We start from the raw sequence: 25,484 nt of genomic DNA, 5'->3' as shown, positions 1-25,484 counted from the left end.
GAGAGCGTTGAGCGGGCGCTCGAGGATAAACCTGGAGTATATAGGGCGAGGGACAGGGCGGCAAAAAGTGCGGCTGGTTGCGCGACGCGATGGCGCGGGCCGCGTCGTTAGCGTCTGGAACTACGGGAAAACGTGCCCCCGCATGGCGCAGCGCGCAGTCCGCAGCGCATAAAAAAAAGCCCCGCCGAGGCGGGGCTTTGAGACTGCGGTAATGTACGGCTTACTGCTGTTTCGGCGTGCCGACAACTTCGACTTCCACGCGACGATCCGGTGCGAGGCAGGCGATGAGTTGCTTGCGGTTCTTCTGGTTGCAACCGGTCGTGACCGGGTTGCGGCGGCCCTTGCCTTCCGTGTAGATACGGTTGGCTTCGACGCCCTTGCTGACCAGGAATGCCTTCACAGCCTGAGCACGGCGCAGCGACAGACGGTCGTTGTATGCGTCCGTACCGATGCGGTCCGTGTGACCCGTTGCGACGACGACTTCGAGGTTGATACCTTGAATCTTCGATGCCAGTTCGCTCAGCTTGTCCTTGCCAGCCGGCTTCAGGATTGCCTTGTCGAAGTCGAACAGCGCGTCAGCCTGATACGTAATCTTTTCGCTGGTAATAGCCGGTGCGGGTGCGACCGGAGCCGGCGGGGTCGGAGCCTGAGCAACCAGGGCGCCGTCGCACTTGGCGTTGGCCGTTGCAGGCGTCCAGAATGCGTTGCGCCAGCAAAGCTCGTTCGTGCCGTTCATCCACACGTATTCGCCGGTACCATTCACCCAGTTGTCGTTGGTAGCTTGTCGCGACGCCGGCACGGATTGCGCCATGGCGGATGCAGCCATTACTGCGGTAGCTGCAATGAACGCGAGCTTTGAAAGTTTATTCATATTTCTCCTCTCGAAATTGAGATTACCGCAGGTTTACTGCGAGCCTGTTGACGAAGACCAGTCATACATTGCTCGAAGTATAACATTGGTGCGGAACAAAAAACGTCATGTGTAGACTTCGAGCAGCGTCTAACTCTTTGTGCGTTGGCATTTTGCCATATCGTTCCCTTCCGACGATAAAAAAATCTGCCCCCGATCAAATCGCCCTCCAATTGTGGTGCATGCGCAACAGAAGCAATCCTCTGGAGGGACCGCCAGACAAGGCTAAGAGCCGGATCGCCCCACGCACAAATCGAGCCTGATCGACCCGGAAGCAGGGTGTCGTCCCCGCTTTTTGGGGAACCCTCTAATAGGTATACGTAGGTTCGCCGGGCGCGGATTCGCGGCATGTTAGAATCGCGTGATGTATTGCGCCTGCAATGCTTACGCGAAGGCGCGGCGTACCCGTCGCCATCGCATGTAAAAGATACGGATAATGGATCAATTCGCCAAAGAGACTCTGCCAATCTCCCTAGAGGAGGAAATGCGCCGTTCGTATCTCGATTACGCGATGAGCGTGATCGTAGGGCGTGCGCTTCCCGATGTCCGCGATGGACTGAAGCCGGTGCACCGGCGCGTGCTGTACGCGATGCACGAACTGAACAACGACTGGAACCGCGCGTACAAGAAGTCGGCGCGTATCGTCGGCGACGTCATCGGTAAGTACCACCCGCACGGCGACACGGCTGTCTACGACACCATCGTCCGGATGGCGCAGGACTTCTCGCTGCGCTACATGCTGGTGGACGGCCAGGGCAACTTCGGCTCGGTCGACGGCGACAATGCCGCGGCGATGCGGTACACCGAAATCCGCATGGCGAAGATCGGCCACGAGCTGCTGGCCGACATCGACAAGGAAACGGTCGATTTCACGCCGAACTACGACGGCAGCGAAAACGAACCCGCCATCCTGCCGGCGCGGATCCCTAATCTGCTGATCAATGGCTCGTCCGGCATCGCGGTCGGCATGGCCACCAACATTCCGCCGCATAACCTCAACGAGGTCGTCGATGCGTGCCAGCACCTGCTGAGGAACCCGCAGGCCACGATCGACGAGCTGATCGAGATCATTCCGGCGCCCGATTTCCCGACCGCCGGCATCATCTACGGCGTGGCCGGCGTGCGCGACGGCTATCGCACCGGCCGCGGCCGCGTGGTGATGCGCGCGCTCACGCACTTCGAGGAAATCGACCGCGGCCAGCGCATGGCGATCATCGTCGACGAATTGCCATACCAGGTGAACAAGCGCTCGTTGCTGGAGCGCATCGCCGAACTGGTCAACGAGAAGAAGCTGGAAGGCATTTCCGACATCCGCGACGAATCCGACAAGAGCGGCATGCGCGTCGTGATCGAGCTCAAGCGCGGCGAAGTGCCCGAAGTCGTCCTGAACAATCTGTACAAGGCGACCCAGCTTCAGGACACCTTCGGCATGAACATGGTCGCGCTGGTCGACGGCCAGCCGAAACTGCTGAACCTGAAGGAAATGCTGTCGTGCTTCCTGTCGCATCGCCGGGAAGTGCTGACGCGGCGCACTGTATACGAACTGCGCAAGGCGCGCGAACGCGGCCACGTGCTGGAAGGCCTGGCCGTTGCGCTCGCCAACATCGACGAATTCATCGCGATCATCAAGGCCGCGCCGACTCCGCCGATCGCCAAGCAGGAATTGATGGCGCGTCCGTGGGATTCTTCGCTGGTGCGCGAAATGTTGGCGCGCGCCGAGGCGGAAAACGCGTCGGCGGGTGGTCGCGAAGCCTATCGTCCTGACGGATTGAATCCGTCGTTCGGTATGCAGTCCGACGGCCTCTACCGTCTGTCCGACACCCAGGCTCAGGAAATTCTGCAGATGCGTCTGCAGCGCCTGACCGGTCTGGAGCAGGACAAGATCATCGGCGAGTACCGCGACGTGATGGCGCAGATCGCCGACCTGCTCGACATTCTGGCTCGCCCGGAACGCATTACGGCGATCATCGTCGACGAACTCACGTCGATCAAGGCCGAATTCGGCGACGCGCGCCGCTCGAAGATCGAGCTGAACGCGACCGAGCTGAACACTGAAGACCTGATCACGCCGCAAGAGATGGTCGTGACCATGTCGCACGCGGGCTACGTGAAATCGCAGCCGTTGTCCGAATATCGCGCGCAAAAGCGCGGAGGTCGCGGCAAACAGGCGACTTCCATGAAGGAAGACGACTGGATCGACACGCTATTTATCGCCAATACGCACGATCACATCCTGTGCTTCTCGAATCGCGGCCGCGTGTACTGGGTCAAGGTTTATGAAGTTCCGCAGGGTTCGCGGAACTCCCGGGGCCGCCCGATCGTCAATATGTTCCCGCTGCAGGAAGGCGAAAAGATCACGGTTGTACTGCCGGTGAAGGAATTCTCGGCCGACAAGTTCGTGTTCATGGCCACCGCGTTAGGAACGGTAAAGAAGACGCCGCTGGAAGCCTTCAGCCGCCCGCTGCGCAAGGGTATTATTGCGGTCGGTCTGGACGACGGCGACTACCTGATCGGCGCGGCCATCACGGACGGCCAGCACGACGTGATGCTGTTCTCCGATTCGGGCAAGGCGGTTCGCTTCGATGAGAACGACGTGCGTCCGATGGGCCGCGAGGCGCGCGGCGTGCGCGGCATGCAGCTCGAAGAAGGGCAGAACGTGATCGCGTTGCTGGTGGCCGGCGACGAGCAGCAGTCGGTGCTCACCGCAACCGAAAACGGCTTCGGCAAACGCACGCCAATCACCGAGTACACCCGTCACGGGCGCGGCACGAAGGGCATGATCGCGATCCAGACGTCCGAGCGCAACGGCAAGGTCGTGGCCGCCACGCTGGTGGATCAGGAAGCGCAGATCATGCTGATCACCACCACGGGCGTGCTGATCCGTACGCGGGTGTCGGAAATCCGCGAAATGGGACGTGCAACCCAAGGTGTTACACTCATCAGCCTCGACGAAGGGACCAAACTTTCCGGTCTGCAACAGGTGGCTGAGGCGGAAGGCGATGTGGAAAGCGACGCCGAAGGTCCTGCCGAAGGCGACAACGGCGGTGAAAACGGCGGTGCAACCTGATCCGCATCGGCGGCTTCCGGTCTCGGCAATGGGTTGAAGGCTGCGCGGGAAACATGACGTATCGGGCCGATACGTATCCTGCGCAGTGCAGTACAAATTAATTTCTCTTAGGGAGTAATGATGCAAAAGCGATTCAAACAACTGATGTTGCTGGCCGCCCTCGTGCCGACCTTTGCTATGGCTCAAGCACTGCAAAGCCAGACTCCGGCGGCACCGGCAGCCCCGGCGGCTCCGGCTGCTGCGGCGGCACCGGTTGACCCGGCCAAGCAGGCTGCGATCAAGGACCTGCTGGACGCCATCGACGCGCAGAAGCTGGTCGGCGCGATCGGCAACAGCGCGCAGATGCAGGCGAAGCAACTGGTTCCGGCTATCCTCTCGGACGCACTGAGCGAAAACAAGACGATGACGGACAAGCAGAAGCAGGCTGCTGTCCCGTCGCTGCAAAAGAATGCGGTGCCGAAGCTGGTTGACGGCGCGGGCCAGGTGTTCGCGACGGACAGCTTCCGTCAGGACGCGATGCAAGCACAGTACGACGCGTACGCGAAGTACTACAGCACGTCGGAAATCAAGGACCTGACCGCGTTCTACAAGAGCCCGACCGGTCGCAAGTTCATCCAGGTGCAAGACCAGGTTGGCCGCGACGTCGTCAACAGCCTGATGCAGAAGTACATGCCGCAATCGATCAAGGCAACGCGTGACCAGGCTGACAAGGAAGTCGCGTCGGTCAAGCCGGCCAAGTAAGTTCAGGGTCAACAGGCTGAGCTGACATCGCGCCAGCCATCGCCCGACAGGCACGCCCAGCAGGCTGTACGGCGCGCCGCGATTGGCGGGTTGGCGATGACAATGCGATAATGGCCGTTTGCGCACGCGCGCAAACGGCCATTTTCTTTTCGGCGCCGATTTTTTTGGCAGATCGGGTTGACACCCCTGCGTTGGCAAACCTGTTTTGGCAATTCCCGTCAGCCAATTGGCGTCATTGAATTGGCGAATTGAATTGGCGCTAACGAATCAGCGCCGTCAATCGCGCGTGACCCGTTTCACCGTGGTTGCCTTTCCGGCTGCCACCTTCGCCGATTTTTGCGCGATCTTTCATTTTTCGCGCCCGCTTCCAGGACTTCACGATGCGCGTCTTTAATTTCTCAGCCGGCCCGGCGGCCATGCCCGAAGAAGTGCTGCGCCAGGCAGCCGATGAGATGCTCGATTGGCAAGGCAGTGGCATGAGCGTGATGGAAATGAGCCATCGCGGCAAGGAATTCATGGCGATCCACGAGGAAGCGCTGGTCGACCTGCGCGACCTGCTGGAGGTGCCGGCGAGCCACCGCATCCTGTTCCTGCAGGGCGGCGGTCTGGGCGAGAACGCGATCGTGCCGATGAACCTGCTCGGCGCGAAGCCGCGGGCTGATTTCGTCGTCACCGGCTCGTGGTCGCAGAAGTCGTTCAAGGAAGCGCAGAAGTACGGCACCATGCATCTGGCCGCCAGCGGCCAAACCGCGGACGGCTTCACGCGCGCACCGGCGCGCGCCGAGTGGCAGTTGTCGGACGATCCGGCCTACGTGCATCTGTGCACGAACGAAACCATCCACGGCGTCGAGACCTTCGAGATTCCCGACCTCGGCGACATTCCGCTGGTGGCGGATGCGTCGTCGCACATCCTGTCGCGCCCGATGGACATCGCCAAATATGGCGTGCTGTTCGCCGGTGCGCAGAAGAATATCGGCATGGCCGGCGTGACGATTGTGATCGTGCGCGAAGACATGCTGGGTCGCGCGCAGTCCATTTGCCCGTCGGCGTTCGAATGGAAAACCGTCGCCGAGAACAATTCGATGTACAACACGCCGCCCACCTACGCGATCTACATCGCGGGGCTGGTGTTCAAGTGGTTGAAGAAGCAGGGCGGCCTCGCCGCGATGGAAGCGCGTAATCTCGAGAAGTCGAAGCTGTTGTATGACACGATCGACTCGAGCAGTTTCTATCTGAACAAGGTCGAACGTGGCTCGCGCTCGCGGATGAACGTACCGTTCTTCCTCGCCGACGAGTCGCGCAACGAAGATTTCCTGGCCGGTGCGAAAGCCCGGGGAATGGTGCAGCTAAAGGGCCACAAGTCCGTCGGCGGCATGCGGGCGTCGATTTATAACGCCGTCCCGCTCGAAGGCGTCAAAGCGCTTGTCGAATACATGAAGGAATTCGAACAGCGCAGCGCCTGAGTCACTGACCGGCAGGCGCGCGCATCCTTTCCAGCAGTTACCCGGCACGACCGTTTTCACGCATGGACGACGAACTCAATACCCGACTCAAACCTCTTCGCGAACGCATCGACGCGCTCGACGCGCAGTTGATCGCGCTGCTGAATCAGCGCGCCGCGGTCGCGCTCGAAGTGGGCGAGGTCAAGAAGCACTACAACGCGCCGGTATTCCGGCCGGAGCGCGAACAGCAGGTGATCGCGCGTCTGCAGGACCTGAGCGAAGGGCCGCTCGCGAGCGAACACATCAGCGCGATCTGGCGCGAGATCATGGCGGCGAGCCGCGCGCTCGAACAGACCATCAAGGCCGCGTTCCTCGGGCCGGTTGGCACCTACAGCGAACAGGCGATGCACGAGTACTTCGGTCAGTCGATCGAAGGCCTGCCGTGCCCGTCGATCGACGAAGTGTTTCGCTCGGTCGAAGCGGGTGCCGCGGAATTCGGCGTCGTGCCGGTCGAGAATTCGACCGAAGGCGCGGTGTCGCGCACGCTCGACCTGCTGCTGCAAACGCAACTCACGATTGGCGGCGAACTGGCCCTGCCGATTCACCACAACCTGCTCACGCTGAACGGCGGCCTGACCGGCGTGAAGCGCGTGTGCGCGCATGCTCAGGCGCTCGCCCAATGCCAGCGCTGGCTGTCGACGAACGCGCCGCACCTCGAGCGCCAGGCGGTATCCAGCAATGCCGAGGCCGCCCGGATGGCGGCGGAAGATCCGACGGTCGCGGCCATCGCCGGCGATCGCGCGGCGACTCATTACGGTCTGCAGGTGGTGAACGCGCTGATTCAGGACGACCCGCACAACCGCACGCGCTTCGTGATGATCGGCAAGCAGCCGGCCGCCCCGAGCGGTTACGACCAGACCTCGCTGATCGTTTCGGTCGTCAACGAACCGGGTGCGATGGTCAAGCTGCTGGAGCCGCTGGCGCGCCACAGCGTGTCGATGACGCGTTTCGAATCGCGTCCGGCGCGCGTCGGCACGTGGGAGTACTACTTCTACATCGACATCGAAGGCCATCGCGACGATCCGGCGGTAGCCGCCGCGCTCACGGAACTTGGCGAGAAGGCCGCGTTCCTGAAGATACTCGGCTCGTATCCGCGCGCCCGCTGAACGCTTCAGGCAGTGGGATCCGGGCGGGGTTCGGCCAGCCGCCCGGCCGCGCATTCAAAGCTGCACATTTAACTACTCATCGTCGTTCGGAGATATTCATGACAGCGTCTTTCGGTCCTTCCTACGTACGCGCGATTGCGCCTTACATCGCCGGCAAGCCGATTTCGGAAGTGGCCCGTGAGTTCGGTCTGGACGAGGCGACCATCGTGAAGCTGGCGTCGAACGAGAACCCGCTCGGCATGCCGGAATCCGCGCAACGCGCGATGGCCCAGGCGGCCAGTGAACTCGGCCGCTATCCGGACGCGAACGGGTTCGAGCTGAAGGCCGCGTTGAGCGAACGCTACGGCGTGCCGGCCGACTGGGTCACGCTCGGCAACGGCAGCAACGACATCCTCGAAATCGCCGCGCACGCATTCGTGGAAAAGGGCCAGTCGATCGTTTTCGCGCAGTATTCGTTCGCCGTCTACGCGCTGGCCACGCAAGGCGTAGGCGCCCGCGCGATCGTCGTGCCGGCCGTCAGATATGGCCACGACCTCGATGCAATGCTCGCGGCGATCACCGACGACACGCGGCTGATGTTCGTCGCGAACCCGAACAATCCGACCGGCACGTTTATTGAAGGTCCGAAGCTCGAGGCGTTTCTCGAGAAGGTGCCGCGCCATGTGGTCGTGGTGCTCGACGAGGCCTACACGGAATATCTGCGGGAAGAAAAGCGCTACGACTCGATCGCGTGGGTGCGCCGCTACCCGAATCTGCTGGTATCGCGCACGTTCTCGAAGGCGTTTGGCCTCGCCGGTCTGCGGGTGGGCTTCGCGATCGCCCAGCCTCAATTGACTGATCTGCTGAACCGGCTGCGCCAGCCGTTCAACGTGAACACGCTCGCGCAAGCCGCGGCGATCGCCGCGCTGAACGACGGCGCGTTTCTCGAAAAGAGCGCGGCTTTGAATGCACAAGGGTATAGCCGTCTAACTGAAGCGTTCGACAAGCTCGGCCTCGAGTACGTGCCGTCGGATGGCAACTTCGTGCTGGTGCGCGTCGGCAACGACGACGCCGCCGGCAACCGCGTCAACCTCGAATTGTTGAAGCAGGGCGTGATCGTGCGTCCGGTCGGCAACTACGGTTTGCCGCAATGGCTGCGTATCACGATCGGCCTGCCGGAAGAAAACGAAGCATTCCTCGCGGCGCTCGAAAAGACGCTCGCCACCGCGTAAGCGGTAATCCTTGACCCGCGCGCCTCATCGGCATGGCAGGCGCGCTTTTTGTGTGACCGACGTGGCCGCGTTCTCTTTTAACAAGCTGGTGATTTTTGGTGTCGGCCTGATTGGCGGGTCGCTCGCACGCGCGCTGCGTGAGCGCGGCGATGCCGACGGCGCGCGTACCGTGATCGGTGTCGGACGCTCGGCTGCATCGAGCGAGCGCGCTTTGACGCTGGGCGTGATCGACGGCGCGGCGGCGTTGGACAACGACGCGGCGCTGCGTGAAGCGCTGTCCGGTGCGGACATCGTGCTGTTGGCGGCGCCTGTCGCGCAGACGCAGCCGTTGCTCGCGCGCATTGCGCCGTATCTCGATGCGGGCACGATCGTCACGGATGCCGGCAGCACCAAGTCCGACGCGGTCGACGCGGCCCGCGCGGCGCTCGGCACGCGGATCGGCCAGTTCGTGCCGGGGCATCCGATCGCCGGCCGCGAGTCGAGCGGCGTGGATGCCGCTTTGCCCGACCTGTATGTGGGCCGCAACGTCGTGTTGTGTCCGCTGCCGGAGAATGCGCCAGCAGCGGTCGAGCGCGTCGCGGCAATGTGGCGTGCAACCGGCGCGCTGGTGCGCGAAATGACGCCCGCGCAGCACGACCGCGTGTTCGCGTCGGTCAGTCATTTGCCGCACGTGTTGTCGTTTGCGCTGGTCGAGCAGATTCTCAATTCGCCCGACGCCGCGTTGAAATTCTCGTTCGCGGCGGGCGGTTTCCGGGACTTCACGCGGATTGCCGCGTCGAGTCCGGAAATGTGGCGCGACGTGTGCGTTGCCAATCGCGTTGCGCTGCTCGACGAGCTCGACGCGTACACCGCAGTGCTCGCGCGCCTGCGCGCGGCCATCGAAGCCGCCGACGGCGCCGCGCTCGAAGCCGTGTTCGCGCGCTCGCGGGTGGCGCGCACCGAGTGGCAGGAACAGCGCGCGGCCGGTGTGGCCAACAGCGACGCGTCGAAATAACCGGAAACTGGACTCAATCATGGAATTCCTCGATCTCGGACCGTTTTCCCGTGCGTCCGGCACGGTTCGTCTGCCTGGCTCGAAGAGCATTTCGAATCGGGTGTTGCTGCTCGCGGCGCTCGCCGACGGCGAAACCACGATCACGAACCTGCTCGACTCCGACGACACCCGCGTGATGCTCGACGCGCTCGTCAAGCTCGGCGTGCGTCTCAAGCGTGACGGCGAAACCTGCGCCGTGACCGGCACGCGCGGCGCGTTCACCGCGCGCACGGCCGACCTGTTCCTCGGCAATGCCGGCACGGCGGTGCGTCCGCTGACTGCGGCGCTGGCCGTGAATGGCGGTGACTATCGGATCCACGGTGTGCCGCGCATGCACGAGCGGCCGATCGGCGATCTGGTCGACGGCTTGCGCCAGATCGGCGCGAAGATTGATTACGAAGAGAACGAAGGTTACCCGCCGCTGCGGATTCGCCCGGCGCAGATCACGGCCGACGCGCCGATCCGCGTGCGCGGCGATGTGTCGAGCCAGTTCCTCACCTCGTTGCTGATGACGCTGCCGCTGCTACGCACCGCAAGCGGCGTGAGCACCGTGCAGGTGGACGGCGAACTGATTTCGAAGCCGTACATCGAGATCACGATCAAGCTGATGGCGCGTTTCGGCATCAAGGTCGAGCGCCACGGCTGGCACCAGTTCGTCGTGCCGGCGGGGCAGCGGTATCAGTCGCCGGGCACCATCATGGTGGAGGGCGACGCGTCGTCCGCGTCGTATTTCCTCGCGGCTGGCGCGCTCGGCGGCGGCCCGCTGAGAGTGGAAGGGGTGGGCCGCGCGAGCATCCAGGGCGACGTCGGCTTTGCCGATGCGCTCACCCGAATGGGCGCGAATCTGCAGATGGGCGACGACTGGATCGAAGTGCGCGGTGTCGGCAACGACCACGGCAAGCTCGATCCGATCGACATGGACTTCAACCTGATCCCCGACGCCGCGATGACGATCGCCGTCGCCGCGCTGTTCGCGGACGGCACGACCACGCTGCGCAACATTGCCAGCTGGCGCGTGAAGGAAACCGACCGGATCGCCGCGATGGCGACGGAGCTGCGCAAGGTCGGCGCCAAGGTGCAGGAAGGGGAGGATTTCCTCGTCGTCACGCCGCCTGAAAAACTGATTCCGAACGCGTCGATCGACACCTACGACGATCACCGGATGGCCATGTGCTTCTCGCTCGTGAGCCTCGGCGGCGTGCCGATCCGGATCAACGACCCGAAGTGTGTCGGCAAGACTTTTCCCGATTATTTCGAGCGCTTCACGGCGCTCGCCCAACCCTGATTCAGCCACGAATCGATTGACGTGCGACTTTTTCGATGAAACCGACCCGTCCCTTTCACCAGACGCCGGTCATTACGATCGACGGTCCGAGTGCCTCTGGCAAAGGCACAGTGGCCGCGCTGGTTGCCGCGAGCCTCGGCTTTCACCTGCTGGACAGCGGCGCGCTGTACCGGCTTGCCGCGCTCGCCAGCATCCGTTACGAGATCTCCGCCGACGATGCCGACACCCTTGCCGAACTGATCGACGATCTGCATATCACGTTCCGCGAGGGGCTTGCGCAGCTCGATGGCGTCGACGTATCGGCCGAGATTCGCGCTGAGGAAGTCGGCAGCCGGGCGTCGGCGATCGCCGTGCACGCACCGGTGCGAGCCGCGCTCGTGGCGCGCCAGCGGGCTTTCCGCAAGGAGCCGGGGCTGGTTGCGGACGGCCGCGACATGGGCACCGTGATCTTCCCGGATGCCGTGCTGAAGGTGTTCATGACCGCCAGCGTCGAGGCCCGCGCGGTGCGCCGGCATAAGCAATTGATCCAAAAAGGATTTTCTGCTAATATAGATGACTTGCTCCGGGATTTGCGTGAGCGCGACGAGCGTGACAGTCAGCGCGCAGCCGCGCCACTCAAGCCCGCGGCGGATGCAAAGCTGCTTGATACCTCCGCTTTGTCGATCGACCAGGCGGTGGAGCAGGTGGTGCAGTGGTATGAAGCGCTAGTCCCGCAGGCCTGATGAAAGTATCAGTTGCGCATCGGCGGCGGGCGCAGTAGAAGTTTCGTTGTTGGTAGGTGCTTCGCGATTGTCGTGAAGCGTTGTGTTAACCCTTTAACCCCGCGTGGCATTCGCATACTTGGCCATTGTTGCTGACCGTCCGGCCAGCCAGGCACTGCGAGACCATGCAAATTTCGATTTTTATGTCCGACCTGCAAACCTCTACCCCGAATACCGAATCTTTTGCGGCTCTGTTCGAAGAGTCGCTGACCAAGCAAGACATGCGCGCTGGCGAAGTGATCTCCGCCGAAGTCGTGCGCGTTGACCACAACTTCGTGGTCGTCAATGCTGGTCTCAAGTCCGAAGCCTACATCCCGCTCGAAGAGTTCCTGAACGACGCGGGCGAGGTAGAAGTGCAGGCGGGCGACTTCGTTTCCGTCGCGATCGACGCGCTGGAAAACGGCTATGGCGACACGATCCTGTCGCGCGACAAGGCGAAGCGTCTGGCTTCGTGGCTGTCGCTGGAAAAGGCTCTCGACAACAACGAACTCGTGACCGGTACGATCACGGGCAAGGTCAAGGGCGGCATGACCGTGATGGTCAACGGCATCCGCGCGTTCCTGCCGGGTTCGCTGGTCGACACGCGTCCGGTCAAGGACACGACCCCGTACGAAGGCAAGACGCTGGAATTCCGCGTCATCAAGCTCGACCGCAAGCGTAACAACGTCGTGCTGTCGCGCCGCGCGGTGATCGAAGCGACCCAGGGCGAAGAGCGCGCCAAGCTGCTCGAAACGCTGAAGGAAGGCGCGATCGTCGAAGGCGTGGTCAAGAACATCACCGACTACGGCGCGTTCGTGGACCTCGGCGGTATCGACGGCCTGCTGCACATCACCGACATCGCATGGCGTCGTGTGCGTCACCCGAGCGAAGTGCTGTCGGTTGGCCAGGAAGTCACCGCGAAGATCCTCAAGTTCGACCAGGAAAAGAACCGCGTTTCGCTCGGTATCAAGCAACTGGGCGACGATCCGTGGGAAGGCATTTCGCGCCGTTACCCGTCGGGCACGCGCCTGTTCGGTAAGGTCACCAACATCACCGACTACGGCGCATTCGTCGAAGTGGAATCGGGCATCGAAGGCCTCGTCCACGTGTCGGAAATGGACTGGACCAACAAGAACGTTGCACCGTCGAAGGTTGTGCAACTGGGCGACGAAGTCGAAGTCATGGTTCTCGAAATCGACGAAGACCGCCGCCGTATCAGCCTCGGCATGAAGCAGTGCAAGCCGAACCCGTGGGACGACTTCAGCCGCAACTTCAAGAAGGGCGACAAGCTGCAAGGCGCAATCAAGTCGATCACCGACTTCGGCGTCTTCATCGGTCTGCCGGGCGGCATCGACGGCCTGGTTCACCTGTCGGACCTGTCGTGGAGCGAAACGGGCGAAGAAGCAGTTCGCAAGTACAAGAAGGGCGACGAAGTGGAAGCGATCGTTCTCGGCATCGACGTCGAGAAGGAACGCATTTCGCTGGGTATCAAGCAGCTCGAAGGCGACCCGTTCAGCAACTTCGTTGCAATGAACGACAAGGGTTCGATCGTCGACGGTACGGTCAAGTCGGTGGACGCGAAGGGTGCCGTGGTTCAGCTGTCGGCTGAAGTCGAAGGCTACCTGCGCGCTTCGGAAATCGCGCAAGACCGCGTGGAAGACGCTCGCAACGTGCTGAAGGAAGGCGACAAGGTCAACGCGATGATCATCAACATCGATCGCAAGTCGCGCGGCATCAACCTGTCGATCAAGGCCAAGGATTCGGCTGAGCAACAGGAAGCCATCCGTGGTCTGGCTTCGTCCGATTCGAGCGCAGCTGCCACCGGCACGACGAACCTCGGCGCGCTGCTGAAGGCCAAGCTCGACGGCCAGAACCAGTAAGCCTGAGAGGTCTGCTGCAGTATGACCAAATCGGAATTGGTCGCCCAGCTGGCTACGCGATTTCCGCAACTTGTCCTTAAAGATGCGGATTTCGCGGTGAAAACGATGCTCGATGCGATGTCGGAGGCGCTTGCCAACGGTCATCGCATTGAAATTCGCGGCTTCGGCAGCTTCGGGCTCAACCGCCGTCCCTCCCGCGTCGGACGTAATCCGAAGTCGGGCGAGAAGGTGCTGGTACCTGAGAAGTACGTACCGCATTTCAAGCCAGGCAAGGAATTGCGTGAGCGGGTGGATCGTCGCGCGGGCGAGCCGTTGAAGGACGAAGAGCCGGATGACGACCTGTAAATGCTCCGCGGTGCGTCTTGCGGCGTGGCATAGGTAGCGTCGGCGGCCAAAGCCAGTCGGCAAAAGACCAGAAAAAAGCGCCTCCGGGCGCTTTTTTTTCGTCCGTGCTTCGTCCGTACTCCGTCCGTGCTTTTTGGGCCGCACTTTTCGCGGCTGATCGTTGCGATGCCGGTTCGTGTGCGCGCCGACGCGCGATCGATGCATCCCGGCAATCCGACGCGGGTCCCTGCATCTAGTTTGCGGCACGATAAACCGCGCGTAAGTCCGCAATCCGTCAGTTCCTGCCCAGCCGCGAGGGCTTCAATTACAATACGGGTCACTTCGGCGCGGGCAACACCGTGGCGCGACGCGTCATCAAGCCGGCGTCACCCCGCAACTGCCGTCAAGAGACCTATTCATGAAATTTATCGTCTGGTTGATCCGTGTGCTGGTGTTCGTGCTGCTGCTGGTGCTGGCGCTCTCCAACACACAACCTGCCACGCTGAATTTCCTCGCTGGCTATGCGTGGTCGGCGCCTTTGATCCTGATCGGCCTCGCGTTCTTCGTAGTGGGGCTGCTGGCCGGGCTGGTGTCGTCGATGCCGGCCGTGGTGCGCCTGCGCATGGAAAATGGCAGGCTCAAGCGCGAGTTGCGGGTGGCGCGCGAAACCCCGGTGGTGGTCGAACAGCCGCCGCTGCCGCCGCTGATTTGAATTTCTTTCTGTCGCGCGGCCTAAGCGCGGCCTTTGCGCTTCCGCTTCCCCGTACTTTTGCATTAATCGCATGGATCTAGACTTCTGGTGGCTGCTCGTCATACCCGTCGCTTTCGCGTTCGGCTGGGTGGCTGCGCGCTACGACCTCAAGACGCTGCTATCCGAGAGCGCCAACCTGCCGCGTTCATATTTTCGCGGGCTGAATTTTCTGCTCAACGAGCAGCCGGACAAGGCGATCGATGCGTTCATCGAAGTGGTCAAGCTCGACCCTGAAACGGTCGAGTTGCATTTCGCGCTCGGCAATCTGTTCCGGCGCCGCGGCGAAACGGATCGCGCGATTCGCGTGCATCAGAATCTGCTGAGCCGCGCCGACCTGCCGGTCAACGAGCGCGATCACGCGCTCTATGAGCTGGGGCAGGACTTCCTGAAAGCGGGCCTGCTCGATCGCGCGGAGGAAACCTTCCGCTCGCTCGAAACCGGCGACTACGCACTGGGTGCGCAGCGTGCGCTGCTTACCATCTACGAAATCGAGAAGGACTGGGTCAAGTCGATCGACACGGCCCGACATCTGGAAACGATGGGCGCTGAATCGCTCGACAAGGAAATCGCGCAGTTCCATTGCGAACTCGCGCAGGAAGCGCTCCAGCACAAGAACGCGGACGAGGCCCGCCGTCAACTCGGCTTCGCGCTAAAGGCGAACTCGTCCAACGTGCGCGCAACGATCCTGTTCGGCGACGTCGATGCGGCGGGCGGGGCACAGGATGCGGCGATCGCGCAGTGGCGACGCGTCGAGGAACAGAATCCGGCCTATCTGCCGCTCGTCGCGGAAAAGGTGATGAAGGCTTACGAAGCGCTCGGCCGCCCACAGGAGGGCGCCGATCTGCTCACCGCGTGGGTGGACCGTCATCCGAGCAACGATCTGCTGGACGTGGCCTATCAGCACGTCGCGTTGCTGCGCGGGCCCGATGCCGCGCATGCGTTGGCGCGCTCGCAGATGCAGAAGTCGCCAAATCTGGCGGGCATGACGCGCCTGCTCGAAGCGCAGCAAGCCGTCGCGGAAGAGCCGCGGCGCAGCGAGCTCGAACTGATGCGCACGCTGATCCGTCAGCGCACCAAGAATCTGCCGCGCTATACGTGCCAGAATTGCGGTTTCAGGGCGCGGCTGTTCTATTGGCAGTGCCCGGGTTGCAGCGGTTGGGAAACCTATGCGCCGCGCCGCGTCGAACCGATCACGGCGTCGAACTGACGCCAGGGCGACTGCGGCCCCGGTCGTGCGGTCGCCGCGCCGCGCGTGTGGCAGCAGTGTCTGCGCGGGCGGATTTCGCAACGGGTTCTTCACCGGCATCACTACCGGCAATCATCGCCGGAACCTTCTACCGGAAAGCGTATGAAAATCACCATTATCGGCACGGGCTACGTCGGCCTCGTCACTGGCGCGTGTCTCGCTGAGATCGGCAACGACGTTTTCTGTCTCGACGTCGATCCCCGCAAGATCGAAATCCTCAACAACGGTGGCGTGCCGATTCACGAGCCGGGCTTGCAGGAAATCATCGCGCGTACCCGCGCGGCTGGCCGCATCACGTTTTCGACCGATGTCGAAGCGAGCGTGGCGCACGGGGACGTGCAGTTCATCGCGGTCGGCACGCCTCCCGACGAAGACGGCTCGGCCGATCTGCAATACGTGCTCGAGGCGGCCCGCAACATCGGCCGCACGATGAACGGCTTCAAGGTGATCGTCGACAAGTCGACGGTGCCGGTCGGCACCGCGCAGCGCGTGCGCGCGGTGGTCGAAGAGGAGCGGGCCAAACGCGGGCTTGCGAATAGCAAGCAGCATCGCTTTTCGGTGGTCTCCAACCCCGAGTTCCTGAAGGAAGGCGCGGCCGTCGACGACTTCATGCGACCCGATCGCATTGTGCTCGGCATCGACGAAGACGAAGCCGGCCTGCGCGCGCGCGAGCTGATGAAGCGTCTGTACGCGCCGTTTAACCGCAATCACGAACGCACGCTGTATATGGACGTGCGCTCGGCCGAGTTCACCAAATACGCGGCCAACGCGATGCTCGCGACGCGCATCTCGTTCATGAACGAGATGTCGAATCTGGCGGACCGGGTTGGCGCGGATATCGAAGCGGTGCGGCGCGGCATTGGCTCGGACCCGCGGATCGGCTATCACTTCCTGTACGCTGGCTGCGGCTATGGCGGCTCGTGCTTCCCGAAAGACGTGCAGGCGCTGATTCGCACCGCCAGCGAGAGCGGCCACAATTTGCGCATTCTCGAAGCAGTCGAGGACGTGAATTACCGGCAGAAGGACGTGCTGGTGGACAAGATCACCGCAAAGCTCGGCGAAGATCTGAGCGGTCGCACGTTCGCCGTGTGGGGCCTCGCGTTCAAGCCGAATACCGATGACATGCGCGAAGCGCCGAGCCGTCGCGTGATTGCCGAACTGCTGGCGCGTGGCGCGCAGGTGCGCGCGTACGATCCGGTCGCGGTCACTGAAGCGCGCCGCGTGTTCGCGATGGACCTGCACGCCGTGCCCGAGCAGCTCGCGCGTCTGACCTTCACTGGCACGCAGGACGAAACGCTGACCGGCGCCGACGCGCTCGTGATCGTGACGGAGTGGAAGGAATTCAAGAGTCCTGATTTCGTGCATCTGAAATCGGTGCTGAAGTCGCCGCTGATTTTCGACGGCCGCAATCTATACGAACCGGACGCGATGACCGAGCTCGGCATCGACTATCACTCGATTGGACGCCCCTATGCCCAACCCATTGAACTTCCGGCCGATGCCTGAGGCCGTGCCGGTGGCCGCCCCGTCCACGCCGGCACCGGAGCTCACGGTCGTGCCGCGTGCGCGGCTCGGTGCGGCGCGCGTGCTGGTGGTCGGTGACGTGATGCTCGATCGCTACTGGTTCGGCGACGTGGACCGTATTTCGCCGGAAGCGCCGGTGCCCGTGGTGCACGTGCAGCGTCAGGAAGACCGCCTCGGCGGCGCGGCGAATGTCGCGCGCAATGCGGTCGCACTTGGCGCGCAAGCCGGTCTGCTGTGCGTGGTAGGTCACGACGAACCCGGTGAGCGCATCGTCCAGTTGCTGGGCGAAAGCGGTGTGACGCCGCATCTCGAACGCGATCCGGCGCTCCTCACCACAATCAAGCTGCGTGTGCTGTCGCGTCAGCAGCAGTTGCTGCGGGTCGACTTCGAAAACTCGCCGACGCACGAAGTACTGCTCGCGGGTCTCGCCCGTTTCGACGAGTTGCTGCCGTCGCACGACGTGATTCTGATGTCCGATTACGCGAAGGGCGGCCTGACCCACGTCACGCAAATGATCGCGCGGGCGCATGCGGCCGGCAAGCCGGTGCTGGTCGATCCGAAGGGCGACGACTGGGAACGCTATCGCGGCGCGACGCTGATCACGCCGAATCGCGCGGAGTTGCGCGAGGTCGTGGGTCAGTGGAAATCCGAAGAGGATCTGGTCACACGCGTGACGAAACTGCGTGCCGATCTGGCGTTCGGTGCGTTGTTGCTGACGCGTTCGGAAGAGGGCATGACGCTCTTCTCCGACGACGGCATCCTGCACGCGTCGGCCGTTGCACGCGAAGTGTATGATGTCTCGGGTGCGGGCGACACCGTGATCGCCACGCTTGCCGCGATGCTCGGCGCGGGTCTCACGCTGGTCGAGGCGGTTGGGCTCGCGAATCGCGCAGCCGGCATCGTGGTCGGCAAGCTCGGCACGGCCACCGTCGACTACGACGAACTCTTTCATTGACGTGGCCCGCCGGGTCCCATGCAAAGCCCCTTACTGCAAGATCATCATGACCCTCATCGTCACCGGCGCGGCCGGTTTCATCGGCAGCAATCTCGTGAAGGCGCTCAACGAGCGCGGTGAGCAACGCATCATTGCCGTCGACAATCTCACGCGCGCCGACAAGTTCAAGAATCTGGTCGACTGCGAAATCGACGACTATCTGGACAAGACCGAATTCGTCGAGCGCTTCAGGCGCGGCGACTTCGGCAAGGTGCGCGCGATTTTCCATGAAGGCGCCTGCTCGGACACGATGGAAACCGACGGCCGCTACATGATGGACAACAACTTCCGCTATAGCCGCGACGTGCTCGATGTCTGCCTCGCGCAGAACATCCAGTTTCTGTACGCGTCGTCGGCGGCCACGTATGGCGGGTCGAGCCGGTTCGTCGAAGAGCGTGAAGTCGAACAGCCGCTGAACGTCTACGGTTATTCGAAGTTCCTGTTCGACCAGGTGATTCGCCGCGTGCTGCCCACCGCGAAGAGCCAGATTGCCGGCTTCCGTTACTTCAACGTGTACGGGCCGCGCGAAACGCACAAGGCGCGCATGGCGTCGGTCGCGTTTCACAACTTCAACCAGTTCCGCTCCGAAGGCAAGGTCAAGCTGTTCGGCGAATACAACGGCTATGCTGCCGGCGAGCAGACGCGCGATTTCGTTTCCGTCGAAGACGTGGTGAAGGTCAACCTGTTCTTCTTCGACAACCCGGACAAGTCGGGCATCTTCAATCTGGGCAGCGGTCGCGCGCAGCCGTTCAACGACATCGCCAGCACGGTGGTCAACACGCTGCGTTCGCTGAACCACGAGCCGGCGCTGTCGCTCGCGGATCAGGTGCAACGCGGGCTGATCGAATACATTCCGTTTCCCGATGCGCTGCGCGGCAAGTACCAATGCTTCACGCAAGCCGATCAGACGAAGCTGCGCGCGGCCGGTTACGACGCGCCGTTCCTGAGCGTGCAGGAAGGTGTCGATCGTTACGTACGTTGGCTATTCGGCCAGGTGTAAATTTTTCGGATCCCTCTTTAAACTGGCATCTCCCGGTTGGTGATGGTCGCCAACCGGTAGTACGAGGGAGATTCCATATGTTTCGAAAAACTCTGGTTACCGCGGCTATGCTCGCCGCTTTCGGCCACGCGTATGCAACGGTCGACGTCAACTCTGCTAACGAAGACGCGCTGCGCGGCATCAAAGGCATCGGTCCCGCCAAAGCGAAAGCCATTCTCGACGAACGTGGGGCGCATGGCCCGTTCAAGGACCCGGCCGATCTCGGCAAGCGCGTCAAAGGCATGGGCGGGCATACCGTCGAGCGCCTGCAGGCGGAGGGTCTCGCTGTCGGTCCGGCTGGCGCGGCTGCTAGCACGCAGGTTGCAGCGTCTTCACAGACCAAAGGCGCGGCCGCTACGGCCGATGCGCCCAAAACCAATCCTCCGGTGGCGGTGAAGAAATAACCGGACGCCGCTCGTGCGCGCGGGGTAGCTCACTGCGCGTGCGGCTCGCGGCCGTCGTTCCCTTCATGGTCGGAGTCGTTAAGAGCACTCCTTCAGCTGTCATCCAGATGACTGGCTCCCGCGGTTCGCAGCCGCGGGTTTTTTGCGTACCGGACGCACGGCCCAACGTCCGCATCCAACGCTCGCATCCAACGCTCGCTTCGGTACGCTTCAGCCCGCCACTCGCGCGTTGCGGCGCTGCCGCGGGTTGCCGCACTCACCGCCTGCATCCATGCAGGCAGAAGGGCCGCCCGGCAGCCGCGGGCACGGTGGTTTAGAATCAAAGATTGAAGACTCCGCGCATCGACAGCACAGAACCCATATGGCTTACAAAACGATTGAAGATACGATCGGCAATACGCCGCTCGTGCAACTCGTCCGGCTTCCTGACGACGAAATCCGCAGCCGCAATAACGTGGTGCTTGCGAAGCTCGAGGGCAACAACCCCGCAGGTTCGGTGAAGGACCGCCCGGCCTTGTCGATGATCAAGAAAGCGGAAGAGCGCGGGCGCATCAAGCCGGGCGACACGCTGATCGAAGCGACCAGCGGCAACACCGGCATCGCGCTTGCGATGGCGGCGGCGATCCGTGGCTACAAGATGGTCCTGATCATGCCGGAAGACCTGTCGGTGGAACGCCGTCAGAGCATGGCTGCATATGGCGCGCAGATCCTGCTGACGCCCGTCACCGGCGGCATGGAGTACGCACGCGATCTGGCCGAGCAGATGCAGCGCGAAGGCAAGGGCCTCATCCTCGATCAGTTCGGCAATCCGGACAATCCGGCCTCGCACATCGAGGGCACCGGGCCGGAAATCTGGCGCGACACCGAAGGACGTATCACGCACTTTGTGTCGTCGATGGGTACGACCGGCACGATCATGGGCGTGTCCAAGTTTCTGAAAGAGCAGAACCAGGCGATCGAAATCATCGGCGCGCAACCCGAAGAGGGTTCGCGCATTCCGGGTATCCGCAAATGGCCGGAAGCGTATATGCCGAAAATTTTCGACCGCAGTCGCGTGGATCGTGTCGAGAACGTGAGCCAGGCAGCAGCCGAGGCCATGGCGCGCCGGATGGCTTCGGTCGAAGGCATCTTCGCCGGCATCTCGTCGGGCGGCGCGTGCGAAGTGGCGCTGCGTATCGCTCGCCAGGTCGAGAATGCAACGATCGTATTCATCGTCTGCGATCGCGGCGACCGCTATCTGTCGACCGGCGTGTTTCCCGCGTAAGGATGAGTGTGAGCATCAGCGCTCACGCGAGCCAATAGAAAAGCGCCGGTCGAGTGAACTGCACCCCAAAGGTTGGATCGATGTCCAACTTTTGGGGTGCAGTTCAGAGCCGGCGCTTTTTTTGGTCGCTCAAGATGGGGCGCACGAGGCGCCCACAGGAGGCATCACTGCGAAGCCGGGCTCGCCGGCGCCGCGTTATTGCTCGCGTTCGCCGCATCGCTTGCTTGCATCTGCGCCTTGACCCGCTGGCCCAGCTGATACACCGCGAGCGCATAGAAGAAACTGCGGTTATAACGCGTCAGCACGTAGAAGTTCTTCAGGCCCAGCATGAACTCGGTGCCGCGTCCCGGCGACGGCAGATCCACCACCGTCACCGGCGTGCCGGCTTCCGCCGCGATATCCACCTTCGGTTCATTCAGCAGCAGCCCGGCGCGCAGCAACTGGTCGAGCGGCCAGTGCGGCTCCGGCTGGCCATCGGCGGCAGCCTGGGCGACGCCCAGGCTGCCGGCATCCGAGCCGATCCGCCACACTACCGGCCGACCGTTTTCCCAGCCGTTCTGACGCAGATAATTCGCCACGCTGCCGATGGCATCCGCCTGGCTCGTGCGCAGGTCGATCTGCCGATGGCCGTCGTAGTTCACCGCATATTGCACGATGCTGCTCGGCAGGAACTGCGGAATGCCGATCGCGCCGGTGTACGAGCCGAGCACCGTGGTCGGATCGATCTGCGCGTCGCGCGTCCACACCAGGTAGTCTTCGAGATTCTTGCGGAAGGTCGCCTGGCGATCCGCGCGATTGGTGGTGTTCGGGTAGTCGAAGCTGAGCGTGGTCAGCGCATCGAGCACGCGGAAGTTGCCCATGTAGCGACCGTAGATCGTCTCCACGCCGATGATGCCGACGATCACTTCCGGTGGCACGCCGAACTCTTCGTACGCGCGTTGCAGCGTGGCCTGGTTCTCGCGCCAGAACTGCACGCCGGCATTGATGCGCACCGGGTCGAGGAAGCGCGACTGATACACGCGCCAGTTCTTGACCGACGGCGTGGGCGACGGCGTCACCAGCTTGACCGCGGTCGCCGAATAGCTGACGCCCGCAAACAGCGAGTGCAACGCGGCCGGGTCGAAGTCGTAGCGCGCGACCATGTCGTTGATGAACGTGTCGACATTGGCATTGTTCGCGTAGCGCTGCGGGATGATTTCTTCTTCGAACGTTTGCCCTTGCGGCACCGCGGATTGCGGTTGGCTTTGCGCGAGCACCACCGGCGGTTTCTTGCCGGCGCTTTGCGCGACCGCCGGACTGGTTGCCATGAACATGCACGATGCGACGGATAGTGAGGCGGCCAGCGTGCTGGTGCGAAGCCGGTTTCGTGCGGACAGAGCAAGCTTGACGGTCATAGTGGGCAAGGGGCGTGGGGCGCGTGAGACGGGAGAAAAACGGATCGGGGCAGTATACCCGACGGCTTCTGCAAAACCGTGCCCAACGCGCTACGGCGGCATCGTGTGGTAACTTGACGAGTGTTGGCGCGCCGAGGGCGCGCGCCCGTGGACGGAGACACTGCGCGCGCAGCGAAGGCGCCGCGCCGCAGAAGAGAATCATGACAACAGGCTTTTATTCCCACGCCGACTGCTTGCTGCACGATATGGGGCAATGGCATCCCGAATGCCCCGCACGCCTGCAGGCAATCGAAGATCAATTGATCGCGAGCCGCATCGACGCGCTGATCGGGCGCGAGTCGCCGCCGCTCGCCGATGAGGCCGCGCTCTTGCGCGTGCATACGCAAGCGCACGTCGATTACATCCGCAGCCGCTCACCCGTCGAAGGCATCGCCGAGATCGATCCCGACACGACGATGAACCGGCACACCTGGCAAGCCGCGTTGCGCGCGGCGGGCGCCGCGGTGGCCGCGACGGACGCGGTGATCGAGGGCCGCTACGATAACGCGTTTTGCAGCGTGCGGCCGCCCGGCCATCATGCGGAGCCGGCGCGGGCGATGGGCTTCTGCTTTTTCAACAACGTCGCGATCGCCGCGCGCCACGCGCTCGACGTGCATGGCATGCAGCGCGTTGCGATCATCGACTTCGACGTCCATCACGGCAACGGGACCGAGGCGGCGTTTTCGGGCGACTCGCGCGTACTGATGTGCAGCATCTTCCAGCATCCGTTCTATCCGTTCACCGGCGCCGACAATCAGGCGCCCAACATGTGCAACGTGCCGATGCCGGCGCGCTCGAAAGGCATGGCGGTGCGCGAGGCGGTGGACCTGCTGTGGTTGCCGCGCCTGCACGAATTCAAGCCGGAGATGCTGTTCATCTCGGCGGGCTTCGACGCGCATCGCGAGGACGATCTCGGCAACATGGGCCTCGTCGAAGACGACTACGCATGGATCACCGACCAGATGCGCGAGATCGCGAAACGCTATGCGCGCGGGCGGATCGTCAGTTGCCTCGAGGGCGGCTACAACCTGTCGGCGCTCGGGCGCAGCGTGGTCGCGCACGTGCGCTCGCTGGCCGGACTCTGAACCGCCGCAGGCCGCAGACCGAGTCAACCTGAGAGGAGCGAGCTATGACCGCCGACCATGCCGACCTGCGCGGCGCTGCACTGATCGAGATCGAACCCGATGCGTATGGCGTGCCGGGCGTCGTGCGTGTGATGATGAACCGGCCGGACGCGTTCAACGCGCTGTCCGAAGCGTTGCTCGACGAACTACAGCATGCCTTGGCTGGGATTGCACAGACGGATGCGCGCGTGGTCGTGATCGCGGGCGCGGGGCGGGCGTTTTGCGCGGGCCACGATTTGAAGGAAATGCGTGCGGAGCCGTCGCTCGCGTACTACCAGCAGCTTTTTGCCCGCTGCACCAAGCTCATGATGACGATCCAGCGCCTGCCGCAGCCGGTGATCGCGCGTGTCCAGGGCATTGCCACGGCGGCCGGCTGTCAGCTCGTGGCGATGTGCGATCTGGCCGTCGCTGCCGACACCGCGCGTTTTGCCGTCTCGGGCGTGAACCTCGGGCTCTTCTGCGCGACGCCTTCGGTGCCGCTGTCGCGCAATCTGTCGCGTAAGGCGGCGCTTGAAATGCTGCTCACCGGCGATTTCATCGATGCCGCGCAAGCGCAGCAGCAGGGCCTCGTGAATCGCGTGGTGCCAGCGGATAGCCTCGACGCGGAAGTCGGGCGGCTCGCCAGCAGCATCTGCGCGAAACCCATCGAAGCGGTGAGCGCAGGCAAGGGTCTTTTCTATCGTCAGCTCGAAATGGGCATCGAGGCGGCTTACCAGCTCGCCGGCCAGACGATGGCTTGCAACATGATGGACGACTCGGCGCTCGAAGGCGTGCAGGCGTTCATCGACAAACGCGCGCCGGACTGGAAGCGCTAGGCGGCACGCCGAAACCCGCACGCTGAAACCTGTGCGCTGAAACCTGTGCGCTGAAACCTGTGCGCTGAAACCTGTGCGCTGAAACCTGTGCGCCGAAACCTGTGCGCCGAAACCTGTGCGCCGAAACCCGCACGCCGAAACCACGCGCCAAAACCACTCGACCCATCTCCGTTCAACCCCGACCCACCCGCCTTTCGATCCACTCGATCAAAGCCTCGATCACCCGGTCGCGGTCGAGGTCATTCATCGTCTCGTGATAGCTGCCTTCGTGCAGCGTGATCGTTTTGTCGAGCGAGCCCGCGTGCTGGCCGAAGTCGCGGCTGCCTTCGGGCTCGGTGAGTTTGTCGGCGGTGCCGTGATACACCAGCAGCGGCACGCGCAGGCCCGCGCGACCCCGCTCGATGCGCGCCATCGCCAGCAGCAGCTGCGCGCCGGTGCGCGCCGGAATCGCGCCGTGGTGCACGAGCGGGTCATTGCGATTGGCGTTCACCACCGGCTGCAGACGCGAGAGTAGCGCGGCGTCGATTTTCATCGCCGGGAAGCTCGGATATAGACGGCTGATGACCTGGCTCAGCTTGAGCATCCAGCGCGGCACATCGCGGCCGGGCGCGAGCGCCGGGCTCGACAGGATCAGCCCGGCCAGCCGGCGGCCGGTCGCGTCGAGGCGTTCGATCGCATAGAGCGCGGCCACCGTGCCGCCCATACTGTGTCCCATCAGGAAGAGCGGCACGCAACTCTGCGCGGCGGCATCGAGCAAGGCCTGCGCGTCGAGCAGATAGTCGTCGAAGCGCTTCACGTAGGCTCGCTTGCCGGGCGCGAGTCCGTGGCCGCGCAGATCGATCGCGACCAGTTCGATGCCGGCCGCGTTCAGCCGGCCAGCCAGCGCGGCGTAGCGACCGGCGTGCTCGGCGAGACCGTGCAGCAGCGCGACAGTCGCGCGCATCGGCCCGATGGCCGGCCAGCGGTACAGCGGCAACGTCATGCCGTCGGCCGTCGTGACTGACGAGCGCTGCGGCGTGCTGTCGTTGCGGTTGCCGGCGCTTGCGCGCACTGGGTTGCTATGGGAGGTTTGCATGGCTGCGGGCTGTCCT

The 25,484-nt window shown here is 63.1% G+C and carries 22 protein-coding genes; 19 read left to right on the top strand and 3 right to left on the bottom strand.

The annotated features are described in order from the left end of the window. Positions 1-220: 220 nt before the first annotated feature. The gene (ompA, locus tag BN2475_RS12130; protein ID WP_094779763.1) at positions 221-871 is read right to left on the bottom strand and encodes an outer membrane protein OmpA; all 651 of its coding nucleotides are present in this window, start codon (positions 869-871) and stop codon (positions 221-223) included. Positions 872-1,346: 475 nt separating this feature from the next. Here ompA and gyrA point away from each other — a divergent pair, with 475 nt between their 5' ends. From gyrA to cysM, 17 genes are all read left to right on the top strand, one after another. After that, the gene (gyrA, locus tag BN2475_RS12125) at positions 1,347-3,977 is read left to right on the top strand and encodes a DNA gyrase subunit A (protein WP_094779762.1); all 2,631 of its coding nucleotides are present in this window, start codon (positions 1,347-1,349) and stop codon (positions 3,975-3,977) included. 120 nt (positions 3,978-4,097) lie between these two features. Then, the gene (locus BN2475_RS12120) at positions 4,098-4,718 is read left to right on the top strand and encodes a DUF2059 domain-containing protein (RefSeq protein ID WP_094779865.1); all 621 of its coding nucleotides are present in this window, start codon (positions 4,098-4,100) and stop codon (positions 4,716-4,718) included. 380 nt (positions 4,719-5,098) lie between these two features. Further along, complete coding sequence (gene serC / locus BN2475_RS12115) at positions 5,099-6,181, top strand: 3-phosphoserine/phosphohydroxythreonine transaminase (RefSeq protein WP_094779761.1); 1,083 nt, start codon at positions 5,099-5,101, stop codon at positions 6,179-6,181. 62 nt (positions 6,182-6,243) lie between these two features. Then, complete coding sequence (gene pheA / locus BN2475_RS12110) at positions 6,244-7,326, top strand: prephenate dehydratase (protein ID WP_094779760.1); 1,083 nt, start codon at positions 6,244-6,246, stop codon at positions 7,324-7,326. Between the two features lie 98 nt (positions 7,327-7,424). After that, the gene (gene hisC, locus BN2475_RS12105; RefSeq protein WP_094779759.1) at positions 7,425-8,537 is read left to right on the top strand and encodes a histidinol-phosphate transaminase; all 1,113 of its coding nucleotides are present in this window, start codon (positions 7,425-7,427) and stop codon (positions 8,535-8,537) included. Positions 8,538-8,589: 52 nt separating this feature from the next. Then, positions 8,590-9,531, top strand: coding sequence for a prephenate dehydrogenase (locus BN2475_RS12100; RefSeq protein WP_094779758.1), 942 nt, complete (start codon positions 8,590-8,592; stop codon positions 9,529-9,531). A gap of 19 nt (positions 9,532-9,550) precedes the next feature. After that, the gene (gene aroA, locus BN2475_RS12095) at positions 9,551-10,855 is read left to right on the top strand and encodes a 3-phosphoshikimate 1-carboxyvinyltransferase (protein ID WP_094779757.1); all 1,305 of its coding nucleotides are present in this window, start codon (positions 9,551-9,553) and stop codon (positions 10,853-10,855) included. A gap of 35 nt (positions 10,856-10,890) precedes the next feature. After that, positions 10,891-11,577, top strand: coding sequence for a (d)CMP kinase (cmk, locus tag BN2475_RS12090; protein WP_094779756.1), 687 nt, complete (start codon positions 10,891-10,893; stop codon positions 11,575-11,577). Positions 11,578-11,741: 164 nt separating this feature from the next. Then, positions 11,742-13,475 (top strand): 30S ribosomal protein S1, encoded by a 1,734-nt coding sequence (gene rpsA, locus BN2475_RS12085; RefSeq protein ID WP_094779755.1) that lies wholly within the window; start codon positions 11,742-11,744, stop codon positions 13,473-13,475. A gap of 21 nt (positions 13,476-13,496) precedes the next feature. Continuing rightward, positions 13,497-13,820, top strand: a complete 324-nt coding sequence (locus BN2475_RS12080; RefSeq protein ID WP_094779754.1) for an integration host factor subunit beta — start codon at positions 13,497-13,499, stop codon at positions 13,818-13,820. Between the two features lie 397 nt (positions 13,821-14,217). After that, on the top strand, positions 14,218-14,511 hold the full coding sequence (locus BN2475_RS12075) for a LapA family protein (protein WP_094779753.1): 294 nt from the start codon (positions 14,218-14,220) through the stop codon (positions 14,509-14,511). A gap of 70 nt (positions 14,512-14,581) precedes the next feature. Then, entirely contained in the window at positions 14,582-15,757 is a 1,176-nt protein-coding gene (lapB, locus tag BN2475_RS12070; RefSeq protein ID WP_094779752.1) for a lipopolysaccharide assembly protein LapB, read from the top strand. Positions 15,758-15,898: 141 nt separating this feature from the next. After that, positions 15,899-17,302 (top strand): UDP-glucose dehydrogenase family protein, encoded by a 1,404-nt coding sequence (locus tag BN2475_RS12065; RefSeq protein WP_094779751.1) that lies wholly within the window; start codon positions 15,899-15,901, stop codon positions 17,300-17,302. Beyond that, positions 17,268-18,275, top strand: a complete 1,008-nt coding sequence (gene rfaE1 / locus BN2475_RS12060) for a D-glycero-beta-D-manno-heptose-7-phosphate kinase (RefSeq protein ID WP_094779750.1) — start codon at positions 17,268-17,270, stop codon at positions 18,273-18,275. Before BN2475_RS12065 ends, rfaE1 begins: the two co-directional genes overlap by 35 nt. A gap of 46 nt (positions 18,276-18,321) precedes the next feature. Continuing rightward, the gene (rfaD, locus tag BN2475_RS12055; RefSeq protein ID WP_094779749.1) at positions 18,322-19,314 is read left to right on the top strand and encodes an ADP-glyceromanno-heptose 6-epimerase; all 993 of its coding nucleotides are present in this window, start codon (positions 18,322-18,324) and stop codon (positions 19,312-19,314) included. Between the two features lie 77 nt (positions 19,315-19,391). Beyond that, complete coding sequence (locus BN2475_RS12050) at positions 19,392-19,757, top strand: ComEA family DNA-binding protein (RefSeq protein WP_094779748.1); 366 nt, start codon at positions 19,392-19,394, stop codon at positions 19,755-19,757. Positions 19,758-20,118: 361 nt separating this feature from the next. Continuing rightward, the gene (cysM, locus tag BN2475_RS12045; RefSeq protein ID WP_094779747.1) at positions 20,119-21,021 is read left to right on the top strand and encodes a cysteine synthase CysM; all 903 of its coding nucleotides are present in this window, start codon (positions 20,119-20,121) and stop codon (positions 21,019-21,021) included. Positions 21,022-21,185: 164 nt separating this feature from the next. On the opposite strand, the gene mltB is transcribed toward cysM, so the two are convergent. Next, positions 21,186-22,334, bottom strand: a complete 1,149-nt coding sequence (mltB, locus tag BN2475_RS12040) for a lytic murein transglycosylase B (RefSeq protein ID WP_094779864.1) — start codon at positions 22,332-22,334, stop codon at positions 21,186-21,188. A gap of 281 nt (positions 22,335-22,615) precedes the next feature. Here mltB and BN2475_RS12035 point away from each other — a divergent pair, with 281 nt between their 5' ends. Together BN2475_RS12035 and BN2475_RS12030 are read left to right on the top strand one after the other, a co-directional pair. After that, entirely contained in the window at positions 22,616-23,539 is a 924-nt protein-coding gene (locus BN2475_RS12035; RefSeq protein WP_094779746.1) for a histone deacetylase family protein, read from the top strand. 44 nt (positions 23,540-23,583) lie between these two features. After that, on the top strand, positions 23,584-24,393 hold the full coding sequence (locus BN2475_RS12030; RefSeq protein WP_094779745.1) for an enoyl-CoA hydratase: 810 nt from the start codon (positions 23,584-23,586) through the stop codon (positions 24,391-24,393). Positions 24,394-24,565: 172 nt separating this feature from the next. Here BN2475_RS12030 and BN2475_RS12025 read toward each other — a convergent pair whose 3' ends face one another. After that, entirely contained in the window at positions 24,566-25,468 is a 903-nt protein-coding gene (locus tag BN2475_RS12025) for an alpha/beta hydrolase (RefSeq protein WP_094779744.1), read from the bottom strand. Between the last annotated feature and the right edge of the window lie 16 nt (positions 25,469-25,484).

This window comes from Paraburkholderia ribeironis, from assembly GCF_900019265.1.
Classification (GTDB): Bacteria; Pseudomonadota; Gammaproteobacteria; order Burkholderiales; family Burkholderiaceae; genus Paraburkholderia; species Paraburkholderia ribeironis.
This window is presented reverse-complemented; position numbering and strand designations above follow the sequence as displayed.

Coding starts and splice junctions, on each gene's coding strand:
- ompA (WP_094779763.1), bottom strand. CDS start 871: ATGAATAAACTTTCAAAGCTCGCGTTCATTGCAGCTACCGCAGTAATG.
- cysM (WP_094779747.1), top strand. CDS start 20,119: ATGGCTTACAAAACGATTGAAGATACGATCGGCAATACGCCGCTCGTG.
- BN2475_RS12035 (WP_094779746.1), top strand. CDS start 22,616: ATGACAACAGGCTTTTATTCCCACGCCGACTGCTTGCTGCACGATATG.
- cmk (WP_094779756.1), top strand. CDS start 10,891: ATGAAACCGACCCGTCCCTTTCACCAGACGCCGGTCATTACGATCGAC.
- BN2475_RS12050 (WP_094779748.1), top strand. CDS start 19,392: ATGTTTCGAAAAACTCTGGTTACCGCGGCTATGCTCGCCGCTTTCGGC.
- pheA (WP_094779760.1), top strand. CDS start 6,244: ATGGACGACGAACTCAATACCCGACTCAAACCTCTTCGCGAACGCATC.
- rfaE1 (WP_094779750.1), top strand. CDS start 17,268: ATGCCCAACCCATTGAACTTCCGGCCGATGCCTGAGGCCGTGCCGGTG.
- rpsA (WP_094779755.1), top strand. CDS start 11,742: ATGCAAATTTCGATTTTTATGTCCGACCTGCAAACCTCTACCCCGAAT.
- BN2475_RS12080 (WP_094779754.1), top strand. CDS start 13,497: ATGACCAAATCGGAATTGGTCGCCCAGCTGGCTACGCGATTTCCGCAA.
- BN2475_RS12120 (WP_094779865.1), top strand. CDS start 4,098: ATGCAAAAGCGATTCAAACAACTGATGTTGCTGGCCGCCCTCGTGCCG.
- hisC (WP_094779759.1), top strand. CDS start 7,425: ATGACAGCGTCTTTCGGTCCTTCCTACGTACGCGCGATTGCGCCTTAC.
- gyrA (WP_094779762.1), top strand. CDS start 1,347: ATGGATCAATTCGCCAAAGAGACTCTGCCAATCTCCCTAGAGGAGGAA.
- BN2475_RS12025 (WP_094779744.1), bottom strand. CDS start 25,468: ATGCAAACCTCCCATAGCAACCCAGTGCGCGCAAGCGCCGGCAACCGC.
- serC (WP_094779761.1), top strand. CDS start 5,099: ATGCGCGTCTTTAATTTCTCAGCCGGCCCGGCGGCCATGCCCGAAGAA.
- BN2475_RS12065 (WP_094779751.1), top strand. CDS start 15,899: ATGAAAATCACCATTATCGGCACGGGCTACGTCGGCCTCGTCACTGGC.
- rfaD (WP_094779749.1), top strand. CDS start 18,322: ATGACCCTCATCGTCACCGGCGCGGCCGGTTTCATCGGCAGCAATCTC.
- lapB (WP_094779752.1), top strand. CDS start 14,582: ATGGATCTAGACTTCTGGTGGCTGCTCGTCATACCCGTCGCTTTCGCG.
- BN2475_RS12075 (WP_094779753.1), top strand. CDS start 14,218: ATGAAATTTATCGTCTGGTTGATCCGTGTGCTGGTGTTCGTGCTGCTG.
- BN2475_RS12030 (WP_094779745.1), top strand. CDS start 23,584: ATGACCGCCGACCATGCCGACCTGCGCGGCGCTGCACTGATCGAGATC.
- mltB (WP_094779864.1), bottom strand. CDS start 22,334: ATGTTCATGGCAACCAGTCCGGCGGTCGCGCAAAGCGCCGGCAAGAAA.
- aroA (WP_094779757.1), top strand. CDS start 9,551: ATGGAATTCCTCGATCTCGGACCGTTTTCCCGTGCGTCCGGCACGGTT.